Here is a 23,787-nt window from a genome sequence, read left to right on the forward strand (position 1 = left end):
TCGCAGTTGCTTCGGCGGGTGCAGGGCCGCAGGCCCTGCAACACCCCCCTACCCGCAATCCGTCTCCAGCACCTTGATCCGGCGCTGGTACCACCCGTCCCCCAGTGGCTCGAACACCGTGCTGCGCTCCATCGGCGCTTCATACACATGCACCGACACCGCGATATCGGTGTCGCTGGCATTGCGCAGCGTGTGGTACTCGTGCGGCGGAATCAGACTGCCCGCGCTGCCCTGCTCCCCATACATCACCTCCTGTGCAGCAAAACGGCAGCGGTCGCCATCAGTCTCTTGCATCGCATACGGTGTGACGATCAGTTCTCCCTGCCAGACGCCCTCCACGCACCACAGCGCATCATGGTCATGCAGCGGTGTGCCCTGGCCCGGCCCCCAGCACATCGCAATGACCACATAGCCGAGCTGTTCGCTGCGATACAGTTCGCGGCGCGCGTAATGGCCTGCCAACGGCTGCCGCACACACGGCGGCAGCTCGATGCGGGGATCGGCTATCGCATCGCGCAGCACCTGTCTGAGCGCGTACGTGATCGCGCGCGGATCGCGCAGACAGACAGCCGCATCGATGGCCTCGATCAGATGCTGATCGCCCCTGAACGGTACAAAGGTCGGTTTCTCTCCCATGCCAACAGTCTAGGCGAACGGCGTTAAGACAGCGTTCCACGTGACATGTGGCAACGCTATCCGTGCATTCGTCTGCGTGGATGTCTGGAACTTGAGCGAAGTTGCAGGTGAGTTACGACATTCAAGGCAACAGCAGCGGACGCATCGAAGGCACAGCACGCGCCAGCTCATCGGCAACGAGGGTGGCGAAGGTCTGCGCGCCCTCGTCGCCGAGATGTGTGTAATCAAAGGCACGCTTGGCCTGGCCCATCGGCTCGGTCAACGCATTGTTCTGCGCTGCGGCCGGCGCGCCTGGCGTCGGCGCGGCACCCACGGTGGTACCGGCCAGCGCGGCCACCACCTGTTCCGGTGCGGCTGGCAGTTGTGCCATGCGCATCGCAGCCACAGGACCCATCGCCTGCACCAGCATGCGGCTGCGCGCATGCAGGTCGACCAACGGCACCTTCAACTCCGTCGCAACCTGGCGAACCGCATCGGCCCACGGCGCGAGATCGTCAATGAGTTCGCCATTGGTGAACTGGCGCCGGGTGAGCGGCGTCAGCAACACGGGTTCGGCGCCGGCGGCGCGCACCTGGGCGACATAGCGACGCAGGTTCTCCGGGAACTCATGTGCCAGGTCCGTGGAACGACCCGGCTTGCCAGGCTGGTCGTTGTGGCCGAACTGGATCAACACCCACGTACGCACGTAGCCCGGGGTGCGCATTTCCGCCTCCACCAGATCCCAGGAGCCTTCGGCGCGGTAGTTGTAGGTGCTGCGCCCGCCGCGTGCCAGGTTGAGGCAGGCGGCAAACGAGGTCACGTGCCCGGCGCAGAACGCCGGGCCCCAGCCGCCCTGCACAGCGGTGGTGGAATCGCCGACCAGCACGATCTTGCTGGCGCGGATGGGCGCAGGCGCCGGCCGATCGGTTACGGCTGGGTCCGTCGCAGCATCTGCGGCGTGGCACAGCACAACTGCCAGCAGGGCAGCGGCAAGCTGGAACGGGCGGCGAAGCAGCATGGGCGTTTCCTTAACGTGTGGGGCGAGCCGTTGGCTAGCGGTGTCATTTTTCGCGCCTGCTGGCGCGCTGTTGATGCTGACTGTAACCGTGTGGGGGCGCAGCTGACTTGCTGCGGCGCAGAATGTCGCCGCTTCCTGCCTCTGCTAGGGTCCGTTTGACCATCGGTGTCATCCCTGCCGCGTGCCGGATCCAGACACCTCCGTTCAATCCGCCCAACCCAAGGAACGCCATGGCCCTGCCGACGTCCTTCCTCCGCCGCGCTTCGGTGCTGGCGGCCCTGCTGCTTGCCACCACTGCCGCCGCTGCCCAGAGCAGCAAGCCCGGCAGCCCCTGGCAGCGCGGCATCGAGAACCAGCGCCAGGCCGACCTCGGCAACGGCACCTTCCTCAATCCGGTGTTCGCCGGCGACCGGCCTGATCCATCGGTGCTCAAGGATGGCAACGACTACTACATGACGCTGTCCTCGTTCGATGCCTATCCGGGGCTGCCGATCTGGCACTCGCGCGATCTGGTCAACTGGCAGCCGCTGGGCCACGCGATCACGCGCAACGTCGGCTCGATCTGGGCGCCGGACATCGTCAAGCACGAGGGCCGCTACTTCATCTACTTCCCGGCGCGTACCGGGGGGACCGAAGGCAGCGAGCGCAGCAACTACGTGGTCTGGGCGGACGACATCGCCGGACCGTGGAGCGAGCCGATCAACATCGGGCTGGGTCGCTACATCGACCCCGGCCACGCCGTGGGCGAGGACGGAAAGCGTTACCTGTTCCTCTCCGGTGGCGATTACGTGCAGTTGTCCGACGATGGCCTGAGCGTGGTGGGCGAGCCGAAGCACGTCTACGACGGCTGGAAGTACCCGGAAACCTGGGACGTGGAGGCCTACGCGCAGGAAGGTCCGAAGATCAACAAACGGGGCGACTGGTATTACATGACCACCGCCGTAGGCGGCACCGCCGGCCCGCCGACCGGGCACATGGTGATCACGGCGCGTTCGCGTTCGATCCATGGGCCGTGGGAAAATGCGCCCAACAATCCGATCGTGCGTACCGTGAGCCGCGACGAGCCGTGGTGGTCGCGTGGCCACGCGACCGTCATCGAAGGTACCGACGGGCGCTGGTGGATGATGTATCACGGTTACGAGAACAGCTATTGGACGCTGGGCCGCCAGGCACTGCTGGAGCCGATCGAGTGGACCGATGATGGCTGGTTCGTGGCCAAGGGTGGCGATCTTGGCAGCCCGCTGGCCAAGCCGGCCGGTGAGTCGGTGGGCGCCCACGGCATGGCACTGTCCGACCGCTTCGACGGTGACCGCCTCGGCCACCAGTGGTCGTTCTTCAATCCTGCCCAGGACGAGTACAAGCGGCTGTCCTTCGGGAGCGGTGCGATGACCCTGCAGGGCAAGGGCCGTACCCCGCGCGACAGTTCGCCGCTGACCGCCATCGCCGGTGACAAGGCGTACCAGTTCGAGGTGGAGATGGAGATCGAGCCCGGTGCGATCGGTGGCGCGCTGCTGTACTACAGCGACCGCCTGTACGTGGGCGTGGGCAGCAATGGCGAGCGCATGGTGATGCACCGGTACGGCGTGGAGCGTCCCACCAATGGCCTGCCCGCTGGCAAGGGCGGCAAGCTCTGGCTGCGGGTGACCAACAACGAGCACATCGTGACCTTCCACACCAGCAGCGACGGCCGCACCTGGACCAAGTACCCGACCCAGATGGAAGTTTCCGGCTATCACCACAACGTGGCCGGCGGGTTCCTGGCGTTGAAACCGGCGATCTACGCGGCCGGTGACGGCAAGGTGCATTTCCGCAACTTCAGCTACCGCGCACTGGACTACTGACCGCGCGTAGAGCGGGGCTCTGCCCCGCTGGGTGGAGCCGACCCCACGGTCGGCTCGCGCGCCCCAGCGCGGCGTGCCGTGGCGATGGCAGCGAACAGCAGCCGGGCTACATCGTGCCGCGCTGGATGAAGGGTGCCTGCTGGTACAGCTCGCGCTCACCACCACGCGGGTCGTCGGCGAGCTGGCTCTGGCGGTCAAACACCAGCGTCTGCCGCCGCGGCAACGTGTAGGGCTCCCAATGCGGAATGCCGGCATGGTTGGGGTCGCCGCTGCGTGCGAAGGCCAGCAGGGCCTCACTCATTGCCGTCGCCACGGTGCGCGCATCGTCGCCACCGCCGGTGCGCGAGCCCGGCTGCGCGGTGTTGTCGAACACCAGCGGGATGTCCAGCGTGTGGAACGCGCCCATGCGGCCGCCGTCCAGCGGTGAGCCCCAGTCCAGCTGGTAGGCCCAGGTCGGGGCTGCGCCGGCCGGCTGACGGGCACGGGCTTCCAGCTCTTCCACCGCGCCGCGCCACGAGCGCCCGGCCGTGGTGGCAGCGAAGAACACCTCCGAAGGCGTGTAGTGCGGATACAAGCGGCGGTATCCGTCGATCACCCGCTGCGGCCGCAGGTCCACGTACTGCTGTTTTTCCAGCTTGGCTGGCAGCGTCTCCCAGGTCAGTTCGAAGTTGGCCGGGTCATTGCCCAGAAACGCACGCGTCTCATCGCGTGTGTTGCCGATCACCATGGGAATCGCCGCCGACTGGGCCGGTGCCTGCGGCCAGAACGGATGCACCGGCAACACTACGTCGTCCAGCACCGGGCCGAAGTACAGGCTGGTGTCCTCCACCCGCGAAGGATCGCGGGCACGCGTTGCGCCCAGCAGTTCGCCTGCCGGCAGCCGCAGCAGTGCGTCGATGTCCCTGGCGCCGACCTTGTCCATTGCAATCGCCGCGCGCTGTGCCGCGGCACGCGGACCGGCCGCCGTGACCTGCTGTCCGCTCATGGTCCATGCGCGCTGGAACAGGCCACGTGCCGCTGGCATGGCCATCAGCGTGGCGATCTTGGCACCGCCACCGGACTGCCCAAAGACGGTGACATTGGCCGGGTCGCCACCAAAGATGGCCGCGTGTTCGCGCACCCACTGCAGCGCCTGCACCAGATCGAGCTGCCCGACATTGCCCGAGCCGGCAAAGCGCGGATCGCCCAACGCGTCCAGGTACAGGTAACCGAAGACGTTGAGGCGGTGATTGACGCTGACCACGACCACGTCGCCGCGCCGGCACAACGCGCTGCCGTCATACAGCGGGTCGCTGCCCGAGCCATTGTTGTAGGCACCGCCGTGGATGTAGACCAGCACCGGGCGCTTGCGGCCGTCGCCCAGTGCCGGCGTCCACACGTTGAGGAACAGACAGTCCTCGCTGCCAGGCCCTTCGCTGCCGCCCTGCGGCGCCGCGTTGCCGTAGGCGGTGGCATCGGCAATACCGCGCCAAGCCTGTTCCCGGCGCGGCGCCTGGAAGCGCGTGGCGGCGGTGTCGGCACCATAGCGCAGGCCGCGGAACACGTTGATGCCATCCTCGCGCAGACCGCGCACGCGGCCTCCACGGACACGCACGATGGCCGACGGGTCCGTGCGCGGTGGCGCCGACCACGCAGCCGGAACCGCTGCGAGGGTGCTCGCGGCCAGTGCCCAGCGGGCACTGTCGCGCAGAAAACGGCGACGCTGCAGGTCGGCGGCGGAATCAGTCATGGTTGGTTCTCCTGTGAGGCCTGCAGGAAGCGCTGTGCCAGCTGGGGCCAGAGTGCGGTGGTGGAGCCCGCGGCGGTGCGCATGCCGAAGCCATGGCCGCCGTGGGCGAAAACATGCAGTTCGTGTTCGACGCCGGCAGCTGCCAGCGCCTGGGCCATCAGCAGGCTGTTGTCCACCGTGACCACGTCATCGTCGGCGGCGTGCAGCAGCAGCACCGGCGGCATGTCGGCGTGCACCTGCCGCTGCAGCGAGAACTGCGCGACCTGTCCGGCATCGGGATGGTCACCGAGCAGGCGCTGGCGCGAGCCGGCATGTGCCTGCGCACCCATGTCGATCACCGGATAGCCAAGCACCACGCGCCAAGGGCGCGCGCTGAGGCGGTCGATGGCGTCCTGTGCTGGGTAGGTGTCGAGCGCGTAGCCGGTGGCCAGCCGAGCCGCCACGTGGCCGCCGGCGGAGAAGCCCATTACTGCGATGGTGTCGGCCTCCAGGCCACGCGCGGCGGCCTGGCTGCGTATCAGCCGCAGTGCGCGCTGCGCATCGGCCAACGCGGCCTGTACCGGGCGCCCGGCCTGCGGCAGCCGGTAGCGCAGCACGAACAGGGTGTAGCCCGCCTCATCGACCCAGCCGGGCACCAGTTCGCTGCCTTCCTTGTCGATCACCACGCGCTGGTAGCCACCGCCAGGGATCACCAGCAGCGCCCGTCCGTTGGAGCGCGCCGGTGCATGCACTACCAGGTAGGGCGCATCGATCTGGTCGGCGTAGCGGTCAGGCTGCAACGGGTCGGGGCTGCGCTCGACGATGCGGGTAGCGCGGGGTGGTCCGCGCTCGCCCGGCACCCGGTGCGGCGGCCACAGTGGCAATTGTTCACCGGCCGCTTCTGCAGCGCCGCCGCCGGCCGCATCGGTGCGCATCGCGGGCACGGCCAACACAACCGGCACCGTCAGCAGAAGGCCGGAAAGGATTCCGATCAACAACGGGAAACGCATGTGGCACTAAGCTCCATGGGGATCTGATGAAGACCGGGGGGTGCCCGGCAGTAATTTTCTGACGCACTGCACATTGCCAGATGACACCGGTTTACCATATACACCTCATCCGAACGCTGTCGATGGGCAGTGCAACAACGCCAACGGGAGAGCATCCTTGAGCAACGATCACGGCAAACTGGAACTGCCGCCGCAACAGGCCGAGCAGGCCGAGTCCATCGCCCGCGCCTTCACCGACGCGCGCCGCGCCGGGGCCGCGCTGCCCGGCTTCCCGGGCGAGATCCCGCCGACGCTGGTGCACAGCTACGGTGTGCAGGACCTGGCCATCGCGCGCTGGGAGGACAGCGTGGTGGGCTGGAAGGTCGGCTACATCGCCGCCGAGCGCCGCGATGAATCCGGAGACGATCGTCTGCTGGGCCCGATTTTCAAAAACCGGCTCAAAGATGCTACCGGTGGAACAGTCGATATTCCGGTCTTCGTCGGTGGCTTTGCCGCAGTGGAAGCGGAGTACGTTCTTGAACTGCTGGAAGATGCGCCGGCCGACCAGCTGGAGTGGACACCTGAGCAGGCCGAGGCCCTGCCCTCGCGCCTGTACATCGGCGTGGAAGTGGCCAGCAGCCCGCTGGCGACCATCAACGAACTCGGCCCGCTGGTGGTGGTGTCCGATTTCGGCAACAACAACGGACTGCTGCTCGGCCCGGAGATCACCGACTGGACCGGCCGCGATGAAACCGCGCTGCGGGCCGAGACGCTGATCGACGGCGAGGTGGTGGGTACCGGCGGGGCCACGCGCCTTCCCGGTGGCCTGCGCACCGCCATCGCCTTCGCTCTCGGGCGTTCGGCACGCCGGGGTCGCCCGCTCAAGCGCGGTGACCTGATCGCCACCGGCAACGCGACCGGTATCCATGACATCGCCGTGGGCCAGGAGGCGCTGGTGCGTTTCCCCGGCTTCGGTGACATTGCCTGCAGGGCCGTGCCCGCTGGCTGATGCCGGCGGCCGGTGAACACGCGCGGGAGGGCGCAGATGATCACACGCAGAAACTTCCTGGCCACCGGAATCGGCGCGCTTGCCGCGCCGATGCTGGCAGGCTGCACGCGGCAGCAAGCTCCGGTGGCCGGCGGCCACCTGCTGACCGCCACCGACGTCCACGTGGCCGACTACCCCACCGTCACTGCGGTGAAGTGGATCGGTGAAACGCTGGAGCGCGAGACCGGCGGCCGCCTGCGGCTGCGCCAGTACCACTCCGGCCAGCTGGGCCGCGAGTCCGAAGCGATCGACATGGCGCGCTTTGGCGCCATCGATATCACCCGGGTGTATTCGGGTGCACTGAACAACGCCTTCCCGCTGACCCGTGCGCTGTGCCTGCCGTACGTGTTCGACTCGGTGCCGCATATGCGCGCCGCGCTCGACGGTGGCATCGCCGATGCGGTGCTCAAGGGCTTCGAGAGCCGCGACCTGGTGGGTCTGGCAATCTACGATTCCGGCGCGCGCTGTTTCTACAACACCAAGCACCCCATCGTGGAACCGAAGGACCTGCACGGCCTCAAGCTGCGCGTGGCGTCCTCGGACATCTTCATCCAGCTGATGCGCCTGTTCGGGGCAAACCCGACGCCGATGTCGCTGGGTGACACCTTCTCGGGCATGGAAACGCACATGATCGACGGTGCGGAGAACAACATGCGCAGCTTCCATTCCAGCCGACATTTCGAGGCTGCGCATTACTGGTCGCAGAGCGAGCACTCCTACGCACCGGACGTGCTGCTGATGTCGCGTGCCAGCTTCGAGCAGCTCACCCCGGCCGACCGCAGCCTGCTGCTGGAGACCGCACGGGCCTCCACCCAGGTGATGCGCCAGCAATGGGACGCCTCCGAAGACGCGGCCCGCAAGGCAGTCACCGACTACGGGGTGAAGACCAACGACGTAGACCTGGCCGCGTTCCGCCGTGCCGCCGAGCCCCTGCTGCGTGAGTACCAGCAGCAGCCCGAGCTGGCCGCGCTGGTCCGCCGCATCCGCGATTTCGCCTGAGGACGACCGCCATGACCGAAACGACGACACACGTCGCCGGTTCCGGCCAGCGCCTGCTGGACCGCATTGCCGACATTTCCATCTACATCGCCGTGGCCGCCCTGCTGGGGCTGGTCGTGGTCCAGGGCTGGCAGGTGTTTGCCCGCTACGTGATCAATGACTCGCCAAGCTGGACCGAGCCGGTCACCCTGCTGCTGCTGAGCACCGCGATGAGCCTGGGCGCAGCCTGTGGCGTGCATACCAACCGCCATTTCGGCTTCTACCTGCTCGCCGAACACATGGGCGCCGGACTGCGCCGCGCGGTGGACACCCTGGTGCAGCTGGTGATCGCCATCCTTGGCGGCTTCATCGCCGTATGGGCCTGGCAGTTGCTGGTCGATGGCCTGGACATCAAGACGGCCGGTGCCAACCTGCCGCAGAGCATCAACTACCTGCCGCTGGCCATTGGTGGCGCGCTGATGGTGCTGTTCGCCCTGAACCGCGCATGGAAGGTGCACCGCCCTGCTGTTGTGCACAGCGGCACCGAAGACGCCGAAGGAGATCGTTGAAATGGGAATTGCCCTTCTCTTTGCCGTGTTCGCGGTGCTGCTGCTGCTCGGCGTGCCTGTCGCCTATGCGCTGGCGGCTGCTGCACTGGCCACCCTGCTTTACCTGGATATTCCGAGCATCGTGCTGGTACAGCAGATTTCAGCCGGCACCGGCTCGGCGTCGCTGATCGCCATTCCACTGTTCATTTTCGCCGGCGAGATCATGATGCGCGGCGGCATCTCCGAGCGTCTGATCGCACTGGCCTCCTCGCTGGTGGGGCGCATGCGCGGCGGCCTGGGCCAGGTGTCGATCCTGTCCTCGCTGTTTTTCGGTGGTGTGTCCGGCTCGGCGATCGCCGACGTCTCGGCGGTCGGTGGCACGATGATTCCGCAGATGGTCAAGCGCGGCTATGACCGCGACTTCGCGGTCAACGTGAGCATCACTGCGGCGCTGGTTGCCCTGCTGGTGCCACCGTCGCACAACCTGATCCTGTTCTCGGCCGCTGCCGGCGGTGGCCTTTCCATCGCCGACCTGTTTGCCGCCGGCATCGTGCCGGCTCTGCTGATGACCGTGGCGCTGATGCTCACCGGTTACGTGGTGGCACGCACGCGCGGCTACGGCGTGGAAATCTTCCCGGGCTGGCGTGCGGTGCTGCTGCGCATGGTGTCCGCGCTGCCGGGTCTGGGTCTGGTGGCACTGATCTTCGTCGGTATCCGCGCTGGCATCTTCACCGCGGTGGAAAGTGCGGCCATCGCGGTGGTCTACGCCCTGCTGGTCACCACCCTGCTGTACCGCCAGCTGCGCTGGCGCGAGTTCTTCGAGACCGTCGTGCATGCGGCGCGCAGCACCGGTGTGATCCTGTTCGTGATCGCCACCGCTGCGGTATTCGGCTGGCTGCTGGCCTACCTGCAGGTGCCGACCGCTGCCGTCGATTTCCTGCAGTCCTTCGCCCACAGCCAGTTCATGGTGCTGTTGATGATCGTGGTCATGCTGCTGCTGCTGGGCACCTTCATGGACCTGGCACCGATGATCCTGATCTGCACGCCGATCTTCCTGCCTGTCGCGCGCGCCTACGGCATCGACCCGATCCACTTCGGTCTGGTGCTGGTGCTGACCGGTGGTCTGGGTCTGGTCACGCCGCCGGTGGGCTCGGTGCTGTTCATTGGTACCTCGATCGGCAAGATCACCGTGGGCCAGAGCATGCGCACGATCTGGCCGTTCTGGTTCGCCGCACTGGGCGTGCTGCTGATCGTGACCTTCTTCCCCAGCCTGTCGCTGTGGCTGCCCACCGCGCTGCGCAGCTGATGCGCACGCGGCTCGCCCTGCTGCTGGTGGCTGCGTTGCCGGTGGCCACCAGCATCGCGGCGCCACCGGCACAGGGCGAGCCACCGATCGCGGTAGCCGCCTTCAACGATGGGGTCAACCACTGGCGCAGTGGCAACGAGGGCGGCTACGCCCGCCACGACCCGGCCGACCATGTCGCCATCGCCGACAACCTGCTGCTGATGCAGCGTCGCTCCGGCGGCTGGCCGGTGAACCAGGACCCACTGCGGGTGCTCGATGCCGCGGCACACGAGGCCCTGCTTGCTGCGCAGACCGAACCCGGTGGCAGCTTCGACAACCGCACCACCTACACCCAGGTCGACTACCTGGCCCATGCCTGGCAGCGCAGCGGCGACGCCCGGTACCGCGAGGCGGTGCTGCGCGGGCTGGATTTCATCCTCGCCGAGCAGATCCCCGGCTGTGGTGGCTGGCCGCACTCGGTACCGGCCCGCTCGGCCTACCAGGCGCGCATCACCTTCGCTGACGATGTGACCACCGGCGTGCTGACGACCCTGCGGGCCGTGGCAAGCGCGCCGCGCTTCGACTTTGTCGACGCTGCGCGGCGCGAACATATCGCTGCGGCGGTGCAGCGCGGCGATGACTGCCTGTTGCGGCTGCAGGTCCGCCAGGCCGGCAAGCCCACGATCTGGGCAGGCCAGTACGACCCGCAGACTCTGCAGCCGGCACCGGGGCGCCGCTTCGAGCTGGCGGCGCTGGTCACCGACGAGAGCGTGGGCGTGGTGCGCTACCTGATGTCGATCGAGCAGCCGTCCGCCGAGGTGGTGGCCGCGATCAACGGGGCGCTGGCCTGGTTCCAGACCAATGCGCTGCAGGGCATGCGGCTGGAGACCGTCGAGGCCCCGGAAGAGCGGTTTGCCCACCACCGCAGCACCACCGACCGCCGGCTGGTCGCGGACCCGGCCGCGCCGCCGCTGTGGGGGCGTTTCCATGACCTGGCCGACAACAGCGTGGTGCTGGCCGATCGTGAAGGCAATCGGCTGCAGGACTACAGCCAGGTCGGTCGTGAACGCCGCACCGGCTACCACTGGTATGGCACCTGGCCGCAGGCACTGCTGCAGCGCGATGCGCCCGCGTGGCGGGCCCGCATGGCCGCGGCAAAGGCACCGCTCACCCTGCGACGGGCCTCCGGGCCGCTCTACGGGTACCATGCCTCCATGGCAGGCGCCGTTCCGGCTGCCGCCGCCCCTGTTTCTGCCACCGGGCTGGATCGCCACGGAGCAGGATTCCGCAGACTCATCTGGTTCTGAACATGTCAGTGCGCAACAAGAACGAAGCCGATACGCCTACGTTGGGCAAGGGCAAGGCTGCCACGATCAATGATATCGCGCGGCTGTCCGGCGTCTCGAAGAAGACGGTGTCGCGCATCATCAACAACTCGCCGCTGGTGCGCAAAGACACACGCGACAAGGTCGAGGCGCTGATGCGCGAGGTCGGCTACGTGCCCGATCCGCTGGCGCGTGGCCTGGCGTTCCGTCGCTCGTTCCTGATCGGGATGGTGTACGACAACCCGACCGCGCAGTACATCGTCGACATGCAGTACGGCGCGCTGGATGCGCTGCGCGGTTCCAGCTTCGAGCTGGTGGTGCATCCGTGCGACAGCCGCAGCCCTGGCTACATCGAGGGTGTGCGCCGCTTCGTGCAGCAGCAGAAGCTGCATGGCGTGATCCTGGTGCCACGTGCCTCCGAAGACCAGGCGCTGGCCGACATGCTCGACGAGATCGGCTGCCGCTTCACCCGCATCGCTTCGCTGCCGCTGGATGAAACCTCGCAGATGGTGGTCACCCATGACCGTGACGGCGCTGCCGAAGCGGCCGACTACCTGCTCTCGCTGGGTCACCGCGACATCGCGCTGATCACCGGCCCGCATGCTTACCGCTCAGCACACGAGCGCACCTCCGGTTTCATCGACGCGCTGGCCAAGCGTGGCATCGAGCTGCCGACCGAGCGCATCGTCGAGGCCGGGTACACCTTCGAGTCGGGTGTGGCCGCGGCCGAGAAGCTGCTGCTGGGCAAGCAGCGTCCGACGGCCATCTTCACCGGTAACGATGAAATGGCCGCCGGTGTGTACAAGGTGGCGCTGCGCGCAGGGATCAACGTACCGCGCCAGCTTTCGATCATCGGCTACGACGACAGCCCGCTGGCATCGCGGCTGTGGCCGTCGCTGACCTCGGTGCGCCGACACACCCGCGACACCGGGCGTACCGCTGCGGCGATGCTGATCCAGCCGGAGAACCAGGCCGCGCTGCAGATTGCCAGCGTGCGCCCGCATCTGATCGTGCGCGACTCCTGCCAACCGCCAGAAGATTGATCGGCCGGCCACCGCCTGCCAATCAGACTTTTGCGCTGCAAAATGACACCGGTGTCCAAGCGGGCTAGAATGCCCGGAAAACCGCGCAGCGCGCCGAATCCTCGGCCCGCCCCACGCTCTGGAGAAGCCATGTACTGCAAGACCCACTACGCCACCCATCCCGATGCCATCAAGGGCGCCAGCAATGACGACCTGCGCGATCTGTACCTGCTCGACGGTCTGTTCAATGCCGATACGGTCACCCTGAAGTACACCCACTACGAGCGCTTCGTGCTCGGTGGCGCGGCCCCGGTCAACGGCCCGGTCTCGCTGCCCAAGCAGACCGAGCCGGCTTCGGCGGCCGGTCACCCGTTCCTGGAACGTCGTGAGCTGGGCATCATCAACGTCGGCGCCGGTACCGGCACCGTCACCGTCGACGGCACCGTCTACACGCTGGGGCCGAAGGACGGCCTGTACGTCGCCATGGGCAGCGTGGATGTGGTGTTCGCCTCCAACGACGCCGCCACCCCGGCCGCCTTCTACCTGGCCTCGACCCCGGCGCACGCGCGCTTCGAGACCAAGCAGCTGTCGATCAAGGACGCGGTGGCACTGGACCGCGGCGCGCTGGAAACCAGCAACGAGCGCACCATCTACCAGTACATCGTGCCGGCCACCTGCCAGTCCTCGCAGCTGCTGCTGGGCCTGACCGTGCTCAAGCCGGGCAGCGTCTGGAACACCATGCCGCCGCACCTGCATGACCGTCGCAGCGAGGTCTACTTCTACTTCGACCTCGGCGCCAACGACCGCGTCTACCACTTCATGGGCGAGCCGGAAGCACAGCGCCACATCGTCATCCAGAACAACGAGGCCGTGGTGTCGCCGCCGTGGTCCATCCACATGGGTGCCGGCACCTCCAACTACGCCTTCATCTGGGCGATGGGTGGCGAGAACCTGGACTACACCGACATGCACGTGCTGGACATCTGCCAGCTCAAGTAAGCCCCACCTGTTGTCATCAGCATCGCCACCGGCTTCTGCGCCGGTGGCGGTCATACCGCACTTACAAGGATCGAAACCGCAATGGCTAATCCGTTCAGTCTGGAAGGCAAGGTCGCGCTGGTCACCGGTGGCAACACCGGCCTGGGCCAGGGTATCGCCGTGGCACTGGCAGAGGCCGGCGCCGACGTCGCCGTGGCCGGCATCGCACCGCCGACCGAAACCGTCGAGAAGATCACCGCGCTGGGTCGCCGCTGCCTCGCCGTGGAAGCCAACCTGATCAGCATCGAACCGGTCGAGCGCGTCGTGCGCGAAACCATCGAAGGCCTCGGCGGTCTGGACATCCTGGTCAACAATGCCGGTCTGATCCGTCGCGCCGATGCGGTGGATTTCAGCGAGCAGGACTGGGACGACGTGATGAACGTCAACATCAAGTCGGCGTTCTTCATCTCGCAGGCGGCCGGTCGTCACTTCATCGCGCAGGGCCGCGGCAAGATCATCAACATCGCTTCGATGCTGTCCTTCCAGGGCGGTATCCGGGTCCCGTCGTACACCGCCAGCAAGAGCGGCATCGCGGGCATCACCCGCCTGCTGGCCAACGAATGGGCAGGCAAGGGCCTGAACATCAACGCCATCGCGCCGGGCTACATGGCCACCGACAACACTGCGGCGCTGCGTGCTGACGAAGACCGCAACAAGTCGATCCTCGACCGCATCCCGGCTGGTCGCTGGGGTATTCCGGCCGACCTCGCCGGTGCGGCCGTGTTCCTGGCCTCCTCGGCCTCGGACTACGTCAACGGTGCCGTACTGCCGGTCGACGGCGGCTGGCTGGCGCGCTGACCGTCAACCATCCCAGCCGTGCACAGGGGCGCCGGGTGCAGCCCGTTCCCGCGCGGCCTCGTGGCAGACAGGAAAGCCGGGCCGTGCCCGGCTTTCTCTTTCAAGGTGCAGATCCATGCGACTGATGCTTTCGCTGCTGTTGCTCGTTGTCACCTGCGCGGCCCAGGCGGCGCCGGTACGGGTGTTCATCGCCGGCGACTCCACTGCCGCGGAGTACGGCCCGGAACGCGCGCCACAGGCGGGCTGGGGACAGGCGCTGCAAAGCTATCTGGACCCGGCACGGTTCGAGGTGCGCAATCACGCGCGCGGCGGGCGCAGCACGCGCAGCTTCATCGCCGAGGGCCGCCTGGACGCCATCGCTGCCGAACTGCGCGCCGGCGATATCCTGCTGATCCAGTTCGGCCATAACGACGCCAAGTTCGAGGACGCCAGCCGCTACACCGATCCGGATGGCGACTATCCGGTGTTCCTGCAGCGCTACGTGCAGCTTGCGCGTGACAGGGGCGCCACGCCGGTGCTGGTGACGCCGGTAGCACGGCTGCTGTACGACTTCGGCTCGCTGCTGGACACCCATGGCCGCTACACGCAGGCGATGAAGGCGCTGGCCGAGCGGGAGCAGGTGGCGCTGGTCGATCTCAATGCCAGCACCACCGCGTGGATCCGCGGCCTGGGCGAACAGGGTGCGCGCCCGTACTTCCTGTTCGTGCCCGAGCAGGGCAAGGCCGATGGCACGCACTTCAGCATGGCCGGGGCAACGGCCGTGGCCTGTCTGCTGGTCCGCGGCTGGAGCGAGCTGCAGCCGGCACTGCGCCAGGCATTGGTGCGCGATATCGACTGCGACGTTGGGCCACAGCCCGCGGCCGATCCCGCGCGGCCGTCGCAGGTGGTACACGAGGATGACGTGCGCCGCGAGCAGCCGGGCCCGCATGGTGGGGCCGGACCGACCACCGCCTATCCGCTGTTCGCCGACGCCGAGGGCCTTCCCTTCGTGCTGCGCAAGCGCGTGCTGCACAAGGGCGCAGGCATCGGCCTGCATCCGCAGCACAAGGACGAGATCTACTACGTGGTCAGTGGGCGCGGCAGCTACGTGCTCGATGGCCAGCAGCACGACGTGCGCGCCGGCCACGCATTGCTGACCCGGCCGGGCAGCTCACATGCCCTGCAGCAGGTTGGCGAAGACGACCTGGTACTGCTGCTGGCCTACCCCCGCTAGCGACGGGCCACCGCGATCTGTTCCGGTAGCGCCGACCCATGGTCGGCTCGCGCGCACAGCGCGGCGGGCCAGCGCGATCTGTACGCAGAGCAGCCGACCGTGGGGACGGCTCTACAACAGCTCCAGCGTGTACAGCGGCCGGCGCCTACACGTCGCCGCCGTCGGCCCAGCCTTCTCCCGTGCCCGCATTGAACACACGGTCGTCGGGCTGCACCTGCCCGGCCGGCAGGTGTGCCTGGTCGGCCAGTGCGGCGTAGATCGGGGTGAAGTCCGGGGACGTTGCCTGCATCAGCTGCTCGAAGCTGTCGATGACGAAGTAGGTCTTCTGGAACGTGTCGATGCGGTACCGCGTGCGCATGATCCGCTGCAGGTCGAAGCCGATCCGGTTCGGTGCAGCCGATTCCAGCGAATACAGCGACTCGCCCTTGGAGGAGACGATGCCGGCGCCGTAGATGCGCAGTCCGTCGGCGGTGTTGATCAGGCCGAACTCCACCGTGTACCAGTACAGCCGGGTCAGGTTCTGCAACGCTTCCGGACCAATCGCATGGGCTTTGACGCCGCCGCGGCCATAAGCCTCCATGTAGTCGGCAAACACCGGATTCATCAGCAGCGGGACATGCCCGAACAGGTCGTGAAACATGTCCGGCTCGGCGATGTAGTCGATCTGGTCCGGGCGACGGATCCACCAGGTCACCGGGAAGCGGCGGTTGGCCAGATGATCGAAAAACTCGAGCTCGGGCAGCAGCCCTTCCACCCCGACCAGGGTCCAGCCGGTGGCGGCGCCGAGCACCTCGTTGATCTGTTCGAAGCGCGGAATCTGCCGGGCGTTCATGCCCATCTGGTCCTGCGCGTCGAGGAACTCCTGGCAGGCCCGGCCCACCATCAGTTCGCGCTGGCGCTGGTACAGGGTGCTCCAGGTGGCATGGTCATCGGCGCTGTAGCTGTCCCATGGCTGGTCCACCACGGCAGTCGTGTATACCGGCACATACCCTTTATCGGTCTGCTGGTGTTCAACGCGGCGGGGTTGGCTGGCATCCATGGGGCTGCTCCTGGGAAACGGTCTGTTGATCCTAGGGCAGCCGGCACGCAACAGGGTTGCAAAGTTGCGCGCCTCAGTCGGTTGAGCGCAATATAATTGCGTCATCCACGTGTTGCGAGGCAGCAATGGTAGGGGAAGCCCAGTTTGACCGCACGGATATACGCTTGTTGGCCGAGATCCAGCGCGATGGGCGGGCGACCAATGCCGAACTCGCCGCGCGGGTCAATCTGTCTCCATCCGCGTGCCTTCGCCGCCTGCAGCGGCTTGAAGGGGAAGGCGTCATTGCCGGCTACGGCGCTCGGCTGGAGCCGCGCCGGCTCGGCCTGGGGCTGCAGGCGTTCGTCCGCGTGCAGCTGGAAAAACACGACCAGGCCGCGATCAGCCATTTCGTCGAAGCAGTGCTGGGCTGGGACGAGGTGGTGGCCTGCCATGCGCTGACCGGCGCTATGGACTATCTGCTGCACGTTTACGTGCGCGACCTGGATCACTTCTCGCGCTTCCTGCTCGACAAGCTGCTCAACGCCGGTGGCGTGGCTGACGCCAACTCCAGCTTCGTACTGCGCGCGGTCAAGGAATACCGGGCGCTGCCGCTGTCGCAGCTGGAAGGCTGAGCGCCTCGCGCCGCTCACGCCCGTCCTTCGTCACCGCGCCCCCGTGCGTTGCTACCCGCGCAAAGGGCAATCACGCGCCGACGTTTGACCCGGTCCCCCACATGCCGGAGCATCACGGCTTTACGGCGGTGCGGTGCACCACCGTGCCTCCTCTGTCCGTGGCCATGCTCGAAGACTTCGCACCATCCTCTCCGTGTTTTCTGCCGTTGCGTCGCCGTGTGCTCGCGCGCTACCTCGCCCACGGCATCCCACCTACGCTGGCGCTGGAGCAGGCCGGTCTGCTGGCCGCGCTGCTGTGCCGCCAGCAGCCGCAGCCGCCCGCACATATCGAGCGCCTGCTGCATGAGGCATGCGCCTTGTTCGCGGCAGATCCCGGCGCGGTGCCGGTGCAGCTGGGCGGCGGTGGCGGGCAGGGCGCCGACGTGCTGGAGACGTGGCAGCAGACGCTGGCCGGTGCCGGCGTGCTGCTGGCTGATGAAACCGTGGTCGAGCACTTTCTGGCCACCTCGCCGCTCGAATACCCCGGCCTGGCGTTCCAGCAGGCCTGCCAGGTCACACTGGCCGAGCATGTGATCCGCTGGCCGGCGCTGGTGGAGGACGACGGTGAGGCTTCTGCCGACGTGGACGATGAGGCACCCGATGCCGCGCGGCTTGATCGTCAGCCGGTGGAGCGCAATGGTCTGTATACCTCCGAGCAGGCCCGCGTGCTGCGTGCGATCGCGGCCAACCCTGATGAGCTGATCGACCTGCAGGGCTATGCAGGTACCGGCAAGGGCCACTTGGTACTGGCCTTGCTCGACGCGCGGCCAGGACGCTACACCTATGTGGCGCCGACCCGTGGCCAGGTGGAGGCCTTCCGCCCACGCCTGCCTGCCGACGCCGCGACCCGGCTGCTGACCCAGATCGAATTTGCCAACCTGCTGGCACGGCATGCCACGCGCAACGGCCGGCTCGGCAGCTTCGTGCCCAATTACCGGCAGAGCACGCTGCGCCCGCGTGAGGTCGCCAGCCGCATCGGGTTGCAGAGCATTGGCGCGCGTAGTCCCGAACAGGTGCTGCTGGCGGTGTTCGAGGGCATCAACCGTTGGTGCGCGTCGGCGGCGCCGCAGCTGCAGGCGCGCCATCTCCAGCGTGTGGTGCCGGGCGCGATGGTGGAAGCCGCCCCGTATCTTGCCGCCGCCGAGCATGTGTGGCGCTGCATGTTCGACCCGGTGGTGCAGAAGGGCGGCTGCCTCAGTCTGGGTGTGGCGCACATCGGCAAGTGGCTGTGGCTGCACGGTGCCACCCCGCCACTGCAGCTCGGGATGATCCTAGTGGATGAGGCACACGACCTCAGCCCTGCGTGGAAGCAGCTGTTGGCTACGCATGCGCCCGGTGTGGTCAGCCTGGCCGACCCGCATCAGCGTCTGCAGGGGCATGTGCCGCGCTGGTCGTCGAGCAAGCAGCTGGAAATGCACCAGTCGGTGCGCCAGGGCAGCCAGGTGGACAGCCTGGTCAACCGCTCACTGGCGCTGGATGGACTGGATGATGCGCCGCAGCCCTTCCATGGCGCCAGCGACCGTGCGACTGCCGTGCGGCGTTATGCGCGATGGGAGGAGGTGCCGGTCACCGGCATGCGCCTGTATGGCAGCGTCTGGCGGCTGTTGCTGGAGACCACCCGGCTGCTGGCAAAAGGTGCCAGGGTGCACGTGCATCCTGCTTCGCTGCGCACGCTGCAGCGCGATGTGCAGGTACCAACCGACGCCTGGCGCAGCCGGCGCGAAGGGGGCTCGGCCGCGCGCTGGGAAAGCTTTGCCCGTGCCTGCGAGCAGCGCGGGCAACGTGAGGTGGTCGATCTGTTCGCCAGCGGTTTCGATGCAGCGGCAATGGCCAGGCTGCTCGCCGCGCTGGTGGAGGAAGCCGATGCCACCGTCGTGCTGTGCCTGGCGCCACACCCAAAGAACATGCAGTACGCGCGCGTGTCGATGTCGGCCTGCTGCTTCGGCGCCAGTGATGATGCGCGCCTGCGCTACCACCCGGTGCGCGCCGCCTATCTGGCGATGACGCGCGCGAGTGGCGAGCTGTGGGTACCGCAGGATGCCGCCGACCTGTTGGAGGCCAGCGCCGCCGCGTAGAGCGGGGCTCTGCCCCGCTGCAGGCGGTCCCTGACGAGGTTGATCGCCAGAGCCCCGTCGCGCTGGACGCGGCAGCCGGCCAGAGGCCGGCTCTACGCTGGCTTCACCGCTTGGCTCAGCACTTCTCGTCGCGGCCCATCAACCGGCCCAGCCGCGAAGGCTGCTCGCAGACCGGCTTCGGCCTGGGGGCAGCCGCGGCCGCGCGCGCGGCCTGCAGCTGCTGCACTTTGGCGCGGATCTGCGGCATCGCCGCCATCGCCGCTTTTTCGCCCTCCAGAATGGCCGTGCCACGCTGGCTGAAATCAGCGGCGCCGATGTCCAGCACGCGCGGGCGGATGATGACATCGGCGCGTGCCAGTTCCTGTTCGCCCAGTCGCTGGCCCATGATCGCGATGGACTGGTTGACGATGCCCAGCATGCCGGTCGGGGTGCGCCCGCTGGCCTTGCTGGAGATGTCCACCGCGATGACGATGTCCGCGCCCAGCTGGCGCGCGGCGTCCACCGGCACCGGGCTGACCACGCCGCCATCGACGAACGTGTGCTGTCCGATCTTCACTGGCTCGAACACCCCGGGGATGCTGCTGGAGGCGCGCACGGCCTGGCCGACGTTGCCGCGCACGAACACCGCGCGCTCACCGGTTTCCAGGTTGGTGGCCACTGCGGCAAACGGCTTGCGCAGGTTCTGCGCCGCACGATTGCCGACCTGGGCGTTGACGTAGTCCTGCAGCTTCTGGCCCTGCACCAGCCCGCCGGAGAACAGCCGCACGTCGCGGATGCTGGCTTCGTCCAGCGCCACCGCCTTGCTCTGCATCTCGAAGGCGTCCATGCCGCTGGCATACAGCGCACCCACCACGCTGCCGGCGCTGGTACCAGACACCACCACCGGCTCGAAGCCGTTGGCCTCCAGCATCTTGATCACGCCGATATGCGCAAAGCCCTTGGCCGCGCCGCCGCCCAGGGCGACGCCGATCTTCACCGGTGTGGCTTTCGGTACAACGGTCGGAGCGGGTGGCGGGGTCGGCCGCGTGCTCTGCCCGCCGCAGGCGGCCAGCAGGGCGAACAGGGCGGCAGACAGCATCACGCGGGGACGAAGCAGGCTCATCGGCAGGTGCGCAGGCGGGAAAGGGCGCCAGCATACCGAAGCAGCGGCGGGCCCGCGCGGCCACGGCGCGACCCCATTCAGCCGGCTGAGCCGCGCTTGCCGCCGCGCTGGGCAGCGGATCGCAGCCGACCGGCCAGCCGCGAGAACGGCAGCGACTGCAGCCACACCTTGCCGGGCCCGGCAAGCGTGGCCAGGAACATCCCCTCGCCTCCGAACAGCATGCTTTTCAGACCCGTCACCCGACGCACGTCCATCGTCACGCTGGTCTGGAACGCGACCACGCAACCGGTATCCACGTCCAGCTGCTCTCCGGCATGCAGCTCGCGCTCGACCACAGCGCCGCCGGCGTGCACGAACACCCAGTCCTCACCCTGCAGCTTCTGCATGATGAAGCCTTCGCCGCCAAACAGGCCGGTCATGATGCGGCGTTGGAAATGCGCACCGATGCGCACGCCGCCGACTCCGGCCAGAAAGCTGTCGCGCTGGCACACCAGCTGCCCACCGTGCTGGTCCAGCCGGATCGGCAGCACCGTACCCGGATACGGCGCTGCGAACGCCACCCTTGCCGTGTCCGGGCCGCGCTGGCTGTAACGGGTGAGGAACAGGCGCTCGCCGCTGAGTGCGCGTCGACCCGCGCCGAGCAGGCCATTGAGCATGCCTTCGCCGCCGGTGCCGAGCACGGTCTCGATCTGTATGGCGGCGTCCTTGAACATCAAGGCGCCTGCCTCAGCGATCACCGTCTGCCCAGGCGCCAATGTGATTTCGACGAACTGCATCTCATGGCCGACGATCTGGAAGCCGATCCCAGCGGTCTGCTGCGCGGGCTGGGGGGGGCCGTTCACGGAGGGGGGCAACGCGGCGCCATCGGTATGGCGCAGCTCCGGCAGCGCATGCACCGACATCCAGTCCGCCATGCCTTCGCGCCAGGCCAGCGCCTGCGGATTGCCCTGTGCGAACTGCTGCGCGCTGTGCAGGTCGAGCGGGCCGACCTGCGCGGCCTGGCCGGGACAGTGAAAGTACCAAGGGGACATCTGCGGCTCCTGCAGGACGGCAGCCCCCAGTCTAGGGGCGGGGCGCGGTCGCGACGCCATCAGTGAATGGGCGTCGTTTGCGGCAGGCGTGTTGTATTGCAACAATTATCCGGTAGCGCCGTTCCAACCCCCTCCCAACACAGCCTACCGCCATGTCTCCGAACCGCACTGCCCACGGCCGTTCCCCGGTCGTGCACCCCCTCGTTGTCGCGCTTTGCGCCCTGCTGCCGATGGCCGCAACGGCGCAGCAGGCGCCTGCCGCCAAGGACCCGGTTGCCCTTGACGCCCTTCAGGTCACCGCGCAGCGGCGGGTGGAAAACGCCAAGGACGTGCCGGTGGCGATCACCGCCATCCAGGGCGAGAAGCTGGACGTGCTCGGTTCGGCCGGCGATGACATCCGCTTCCTGTCCGCGCGCGTGCCCAGCCTGAACATCGAGTCGTCCTACGGTCGTGCGTTCCCGCGTTTCTATATCCGTGGCCTGGGCAACACCGACTTCGATCTCAATGCGTCCCAGCCGGTCTCGCTGGTGTATGACGACGTCGTGCAGGAAAGCCCGCTGCTGAAGGGCTTCCCGCTGTTCGACCTGGCGGGTGTGGAAGTGCTGCGCGGCCCGCAGGGCACGCTGTTCGGCCGCAATACGCCTGCCGGCGTGGTCAAGTTCGATTCGGCACGCCCGTCGCAGGATGCCGATGGCTACATGAAGGTGTCCTACGGCACCTATGACACCTGGAACGTGCAGGGTGCCTACGGCGGCCCGCTGACCGACCGCTGGTCGGCGCGCGTGTCGGCGCTGTACCAGCGTCGCGAGAACTACGTCGACAACACCGTCGCCAACGCGCCGAGCTCAGGCTTCGAAGGCTATGACGAGGCCGCCGGCCGCGTGCAGTTCCTCTATGAGGGCGACGATGTGGAAGCGCTGTTCAACCTCCACAAGCGCAAGCTCAACGGCACCGCCCGTCTGTTCCGCGCCAACATCATCCAGCCCGGCAGCAATGCACTGGTGGAGAACTTCGACCGCGACAAGGTGGCCACTGACGGCCTGAACTTCTCCAATCTGGAAACCTGGGGCGGTAGTGCACGCATCAAGTGGGACCTGGGCCGCGTCACCCTGCATTCGATCACCGGCTATGAAACCGCTGAATCGTTGAACCATGGCGATGTGGATGGCGGCTACGGCGCGGCCTTCCTCGGCGCTGGCAACTCTGGTCCGGGGGTCATCCTGTTCCCCTCCGAGTCGGCCGACGGCCTGCCGCATCACCGCCAGTGGACGCAGGAGTTCCGCATCGAGTCCAACGAATGGGGCCGCTTCGACTGGCAGGCAGGCGTGTTCTACTTCGATGAAGATGTGACCATCGACAGCTTCAACTACGATTCGCTGACGCCGGGCAACCCGCAGACCGGTCATGCTGTGCAGAGCCAGCGCAACAAGGCCTGGGCGGTGTTTGCCTCCGGCGATTTCGATGTGACCGAGCGCTTCAAGCTGCGCGGCGGTGTGCGCTATACGCAGGACAAGAAGGACTTCACCGCCAGCGTGCTTCAGGCCGTGCCACTGGGCACCGAGGTCAGCGGTCCCTACCTGGCCAACACCGATGTCGACGATGTCAGCTGGGACCTGAGCGGCGTCTACCAGCTCACCGACAACGTCAACGCCTATGCGCGCGTGGCCAAGGGCTTCCGGGCACCGTCGATCCAGGGCCGGCTGGCCTTCGGCGGCGTGACCCAGGCTGACTCGGAGAAAGTGATCTCCTATGAAGCCGGCATCAAGGCCGACCTGTTCGACCGTCGTGCACGTCTGGGCTTCAACGTGTTCCGCTACAACGTCGATGGCCAGCAGCTGATCGCCGTGGGCGGCAGCAACAACACCGCCACCCTGCTCAATGCCGACAAGACCATCGGCCAGGGCGTCGAGCTGGACCTGGAAGCCTATCTGGCAGACAACCTGCTGCTGACCCTGGGCAGCAGCTACAACGATACCGAGATCAAGGACCGCAACCTGGCGGTGGCGATCTGCGGGGGCGGCTGCACCATCACCGACCCGACCACGGTGATCGACGGCGCTACCTATGCACTGGTCAACGGCAATCCGCTGCCGCAGGCGCCGAAGTGGATCCACAACCTGACCCTGCGTGCCGGTTTCCCGATCAACGACGCCAGCGAGCTCTACGTGTACACCGACTGGGCCTACCGCAGCCCGGTCAACTTCTTCCTGTACGAGTCGCCGGAGTTCCGCAGCCGCAGCTCGCTGGAAGGGGGGCTGCGCGTGGGCTACAACTGGGATTACGGTCAGTACGATGTGGCCGTGTTCGGCCGCAACCTGACCAACCAGACCCGCGTGGTCGGCGCGATCGACTTCAACAACCTTACCGGCTTCCTCAACGAGCCGCGCACGTTCGGTCTTGAGTTCACCGCGAAGTTCTGAGTCCTGGTTGCAGCAACATGGAAGGGCCGGCGTACTGCCGGCCC

20 protein-coding genes are annotated in these 23,787 nt (G+C 67.3%); 13 read left to right on the forward strand and 7 right to left on the reverse strand.

Annotated elements, in window-relative coordinates; genetic code table 11:
• Positions 1 to 48: 48 nt before the first annotated feature.
• Together RZA67_RS00455 and RZA67_RS00460 are read right to left on the reverse strand one after the other, a co-directional pair.
• Positions 49 to 636: a cysteine dioxygenase family protein gene (locus tag RZA67_RS00455; protein ID WP_317210558.1), complete on the reverse strand. Its 588-nt coding sequence runs from the start codon at positions 634 to 636 to the stop codon at positions 49 to 51.
• A 121-nt stretch (positions 637 to 757) separates the two neighbouring features.
• The gene (locus RZA67_RS00460) at positions 758 to 1,633 is read right to left on the reverse strand and encodes a rhamnogalacturonan acetylesterase (protein ID WP_317210559.1); all 876 of its coding nucleotides are present in this window, start codon (positions 1,631 to 1,633) and stop codon (positions 758 to 760) included.
• 230 nt (positions 1,634 to 1,863) lie between these two features.
• Here RZA67_RS00460 and RZA67_RS00465 point away from each other — a divergent pair, with 230 nt between their 5' ends.
• Complete coding sequence (locus tag RZA67_RS00465; RefSeq protein WP_317210560.1) at positions 1,864 to 3,474, forward strand: family 43 glycosylhydrolase; 1,611 nt, start codon at positions 1,864 to 1,866, stop codon at positions 3,472 to 3,474.
• A 106-nt stretch (positions 3,475 to 3,580) separates the two neighbouring features.
• Here RZA67_RS00465 and RZA67_RS00470 read toward each other — a convergent pair whose 3' ends face one another.
• Both RZA67_RS00470 and RZA67_RS00475 read right to left on the reverse strand, forming a co-directional pair.
• Entirely contained in the window at positions 3,581 to 5,203 is a 1,623-nt protein-coding gene (locus tag RZA67_RS00470; protein WP_317210561.1) for a carboxylesterase/lipase family protein, read from the reverse strand.
• Positions 5,200 to 6,117, reverse strand: a complete 918-nt coding sequence (locus RZA67_RS00475; RefSeq protein WP_317213762.1) for an alpha/beta hydrolase — start codon at positions 6,115 to 6,117, stop codon at positions 5,200 to 5,202. Before RZA67_RS00475 ends, RZA67_RS00470 begins: the two co-directional genes overlap by 4 nt.
• A 253-nt stretch (positions 6,118 to 6,370) precedes the next feature.
• Here RZA67_RS00475 and RZA67_RS00480 point away from each other — a divergent pair, with 253 nt between their 5' ends.
• The 9 genes from RZA67_RS00480 to RZA67_RS00520 all read left to right on the forward strand — a co-directional run bounded on the left by RZA67_RS00480 (position 6,371) and on the right by RZA67_RS00520 (position 15,426).
• On the forward strand, positions 6,371 to 7,180 hold the full coding sequence (locus RZA67_RS00480) for a 2-keto-4-pentenoate hydratase (RefSeq protein ID WP_317213763.1): 810 nt from the start codon (positions 6,371 to 6,373) through the stop codon (positions 7,178 to 7,180).
• A gap of 36 nt (positions 7,181 to 7,216) precedes the next feature.
• The gene (locus RZA67_RS00485) at positions 7,217 to 8,218 is read left to right on the forward strand and encodes a TRAP transporter substrate-binding protein (protein WP_317210562.1); all 1,002 of its coding nucleotides are present in this window, start codon (positions 7,217 to 7,219) and stop codon (positions 8,216 to 8,218) included.
• An 11-nt stretch (positions 8,219 to 8,229) separates the two neighbouring features.
• Entirely contained in the window at positions 8,230 to 8,766 is a 537-nt protein-coding gene (locus RZA67_RS00490) for a TRAP transporter small permease (RefSeq protein WP_317210563.1), read from the forward strand.
• Between the two features lies 1 nt (position 8,767).
• The gene (locus RZA67_RS00495) at positions 8,768 to 10,051 is read left to right on the forward strand and encodes a TRAP transporter large permease (protein ID WP_317210564.1); all 1,284 of its coding nucleotides are present in this window, start codon (positions 8,768 to 8,770) and stop codon (positions 10,049 to 10,051) included.
• A complete protein-coding gene (gene pelA, locus RZA67_RS00500) occupies positions 10,024 to 11,337 on the forward strand; it encodes a pectate lyase (RefSeq protein ID WP_317210565.1) in 1,314 nt (437 codons plus the stop codon). The genes RZA67_RS00495 and pelA overlap by 28 nt, the downstream gene beginning before the upstream one ends.
• Positions 11,338 to 11,339: 2 nt before the next feature.
• Positions 11,340 to 12,398: a LacI family DNA-binding transcriptional regulator gene (locus tag RZA67_RS00505; protein WP_317210566.1), complete on the forward strand. Its 1,059-nt coding sequence runs from the start codon at positions 11,340 to 11,342 to the stop codon at positions 12,396 to 12,398.
• A 129-nt stretch (positions 12,399 to 12,527) separates the two neighbouring features.
• The gene (gene kduI / locus RZA67_RS00510) at positions 12,528 to 13,376 is read left to right on the forward strand and encodes a 5-dehydro-4-deoxy-D-glucuronate isomerase (protein WP_317210567.1); all 849 of its coding nucleotides are present in this window, start codon (positions 12,528 to 12,530) and stop codon (positions 13,374 to 13,376) included.
• A gap of 81 nt (positions 13,377 to 13,457) precedes the next feature.
• The gene (gene kduD / locus RZA67_RS00515; RefSeq protein WP_317210568.1) at positions 13,458 to 14,213 is read left to right on the forward strand and encodes a 2-dehydro-3-deoxy-D-gluconate 5-dehydrogenase KduD; all 756 of its coding nucleotides are present in this window, start codon (positions 13,458 to 13,460) and stop codon (positions 14,211 to 14,213) included.
• A 115-nt stretch (positions 14,214 to 14,328) separates the two neighbouring features.
• Complete coding sequence (locus RZA67_RS00520) at positions 14,329 to 15,426, forward strand: GDSL-type esterase/lipase family protein (protein ID WP_317210569.1); 1,098 nt, start codon at positions 14,329 to 14,331, stop codon at positions 15,424 to 15,426.
• A gap of 145 nt (positions 15,427 to 15,571) precedes the next feature.
• Here the strand turns inward: RZA67_RS00520 and phhA are convergent, their stop codons facing one another.
• Positions 15,572 to 16,465: a phenylalanine 4-monooxygenase gene (phhA, locus tag RZA67_RS00525; RefSeq protein ID WP_317210570.1), complete on the reverse strand. Its 894-nt coding sequence runs from the start codon at positions 16,463 to 16,465 to the stop codon at positions 15,572 to 15,574.
• A 125-nt stretch (positions 16,466 to 16,590) separates the two neighbouring features.
• Here phhA and RZA67_RS00530 point away from each other — a divergent pair, with 125 nt between their 5' ends.
• Both RZA67_RS00530 and RZA67_RS00535 read left to right on the forward strand, forming a co-directional pair.
• Positions 16,591 to 17,076: an Lrp/AsnC family transcriptional regulator gene (locus RZA67_RS00530; protein ID WP_317210571.1), complete on the forward strand. Its 486-nt coding sequence runs from the start codon at positions 16,591 to 16,593 to the stop codon at positions 17,074 to 17,076.
• Positions 17,077 to 17,219: 143 nt separating this feature from the next.
• Positions 17,220 to 19,190: a hypothetical protein gene (locus RZA67_RS00535; protein WP_317210572.1), complete on the forward strand. Its 1,971-nt coding sequence runs from the start codon at positions 17,220 to 17,222 to the stop codon at positions 19,188 to 19,190.
• Between the two features lie 115 nt (positions 19,191 to 19,305).
• On the opposite strand, the gene RZA67_RS00540 is transcribed toward RZA67_RS00535, so the two are convergent.
• Complete coding sequence (locus RZA67_RS00540; protein WP_317210573.1) at positions 19,306 to 20,292, reverse strand: patatin-like phospholipase family protein; 987 nt, start codon at positions 20,290 to 20,292, stop codon at positions 19,306 to 19,308.
• A gap of 77 nt (positions 20,293 to 20,369) precedes the next feature.
• The gene (locus tag RZA67_RS00545) at positions 20,370 to 21,323 is read right to left on the reverse strand and encodes a TIGR00266 family protein (RefSeq protein ID WP_317210574.1); all 954 of its coding nucleotides are present in this window, start codon (positions 21,321 to 21,323) and stop codon (positions 20,370 to 20,372) included.
• Positions 21,324 to 21,475: 152 nt separating this feature from the next.
• Here RZA67_RS00545 and RZA67_RS00550 point away from each other — a divergent pair, with 152 nt between their 5' ends.
• Entirely contained in the window at positions 21,476 to 23,743 is a 2,268-nt protein-coding gene (locus tag RZA67_RS00550) for a TonB-dependent receptor (protein ID WP_317210575.1), read from the forward strand.
• The last annotated feature ends 44 nt before the right edge of the window (positions 23,744 to 23,787 follow it).

The sequence above is a fragment of the Stenotrophomonas sp. C3(2023) genome (assembly GCF_032911385.1).
In the GTDB taxonomy this organism is placed as follows: domain Bacteria; phylum Pseudomonadota; class Gammaproteobacteria; order Xanthomonadales; family Xanthomonadaceae; genus Stenotrophomonas.

Coding starts and splice junctions, on each gene's coding strand:
- RZA67_RS00490 (WP_317210563.1), top strand. CDS start 8,230: ATGACCGAAACGACGACACACGTCGCCGGTTCCGGCCAGCGCCTGCTG.
- kduD (WP_317210568.1), top strand. CDS start 13,458: ATGGCTAATCCGTTCAGTCTGGAAGGCAAGGTCGCGCTGGTCACCGGT.
- phhA (WP_317210570.1), bottom strand. CDS start 16,465: ATGGATGCCAGCCAACCCCGCCGCGTTGAACACCAGCAGACCGATAAA.
- RZA67_RS00545 (WP_317210574.1), bottom strand. CDS start 21,323: ATGTCCCCTTGGTACTTTCACTGTCCCGGCCAGGCCGCGCAGGTCGGC.
- RZA67_RS00550 (WP_317210575.1), top strand. CDS start 21,476: ATGTCTCCGAACCGCACTGCCCACGGCCGTTCCCCGGTCGTGCACCCC.
- RZA67_RS00455 (WP_317210558.1), bottom strand. CDS start 636: ATGGGAGAGAAACCGACCTTTGTACCGTTCAGGGGCGATCAGCATCTG.
- RZA67_RS00540 (WP_317210573.1), bottom strand. CDS start 20,292: ATGAGCCTGCTTCGTCCCCGCGTGATGCTGTCTGCCGCCCTGTTCGCC.
- RZA67_RS00505 (WP_317210566.1), top strand. CDS start 11,340: ATGTCAGTGCGCAACAAGAACGAAGCCGATACGCCTACGTTGGGCAAG.
- RZA67_RS00465 (WP_317210560.1), top strand. CDS start 1,864: ATGGCCCTGCCGACGTCCTTCCTCCGCCGCGCTTCGGTGCTGGCGGCC.
- kduI (WP_317210567.1), top strand. CDS start 12,528: ATGTACTGCAAGACCCACTACGCCACCCATCCCGATGCCATCAAGGGC.
- RZA67_RS00485 (WP_317210562.1), top strand. CDS start 7,217: ATGATCACACGCAGAAACTTCCTGGCCACCGGAATCGGCGCGCTTGCC.
- RZA67_RS00470 (WP_317210561.1), bottom strand. CDS start 5,203: ATGACTGATTCCGCCGCCGACCTGCAGCGTCGCCGTTTTCTGCGCGAC.
- RZA67_RS00520 (WP_317210569.1), top strand. CDS start 14,329: ATGCGACTGATGCTTTCGCTGCTGTTGCTCGTTGTCACCTGCGCGGCC.
- RZA67_RS00495 (WP_317210564.1), top strand. CDS start 8,768: ATGGGAATTGCCCTTCTCTTTGCCGTGTTCGCGGTGCTGCTGCTGCTC.
- RZA67_RS00460 (WP_317210559.1), bottom strand. CDS start 1,633: ATGCTGCTTCGCCGCCCGTTCCAGCTTGCCGCTGCCCTGCTGGCAGTT.
- RZA67_RS00530 (WP_317210571.1), top strand. CDS start 16,591: ATGGTAGGGGAAGCCCAGTTTGACCGCACGGATATACGCTTGTTGGCC.
- RZA67_RS00475 (WP_317213762.1), bottom strand. CDS start 6,117: ATGCGCACCGATGCGGCCGGCGGCGGCGCTGCAGAAGCGGCCGGTGAA.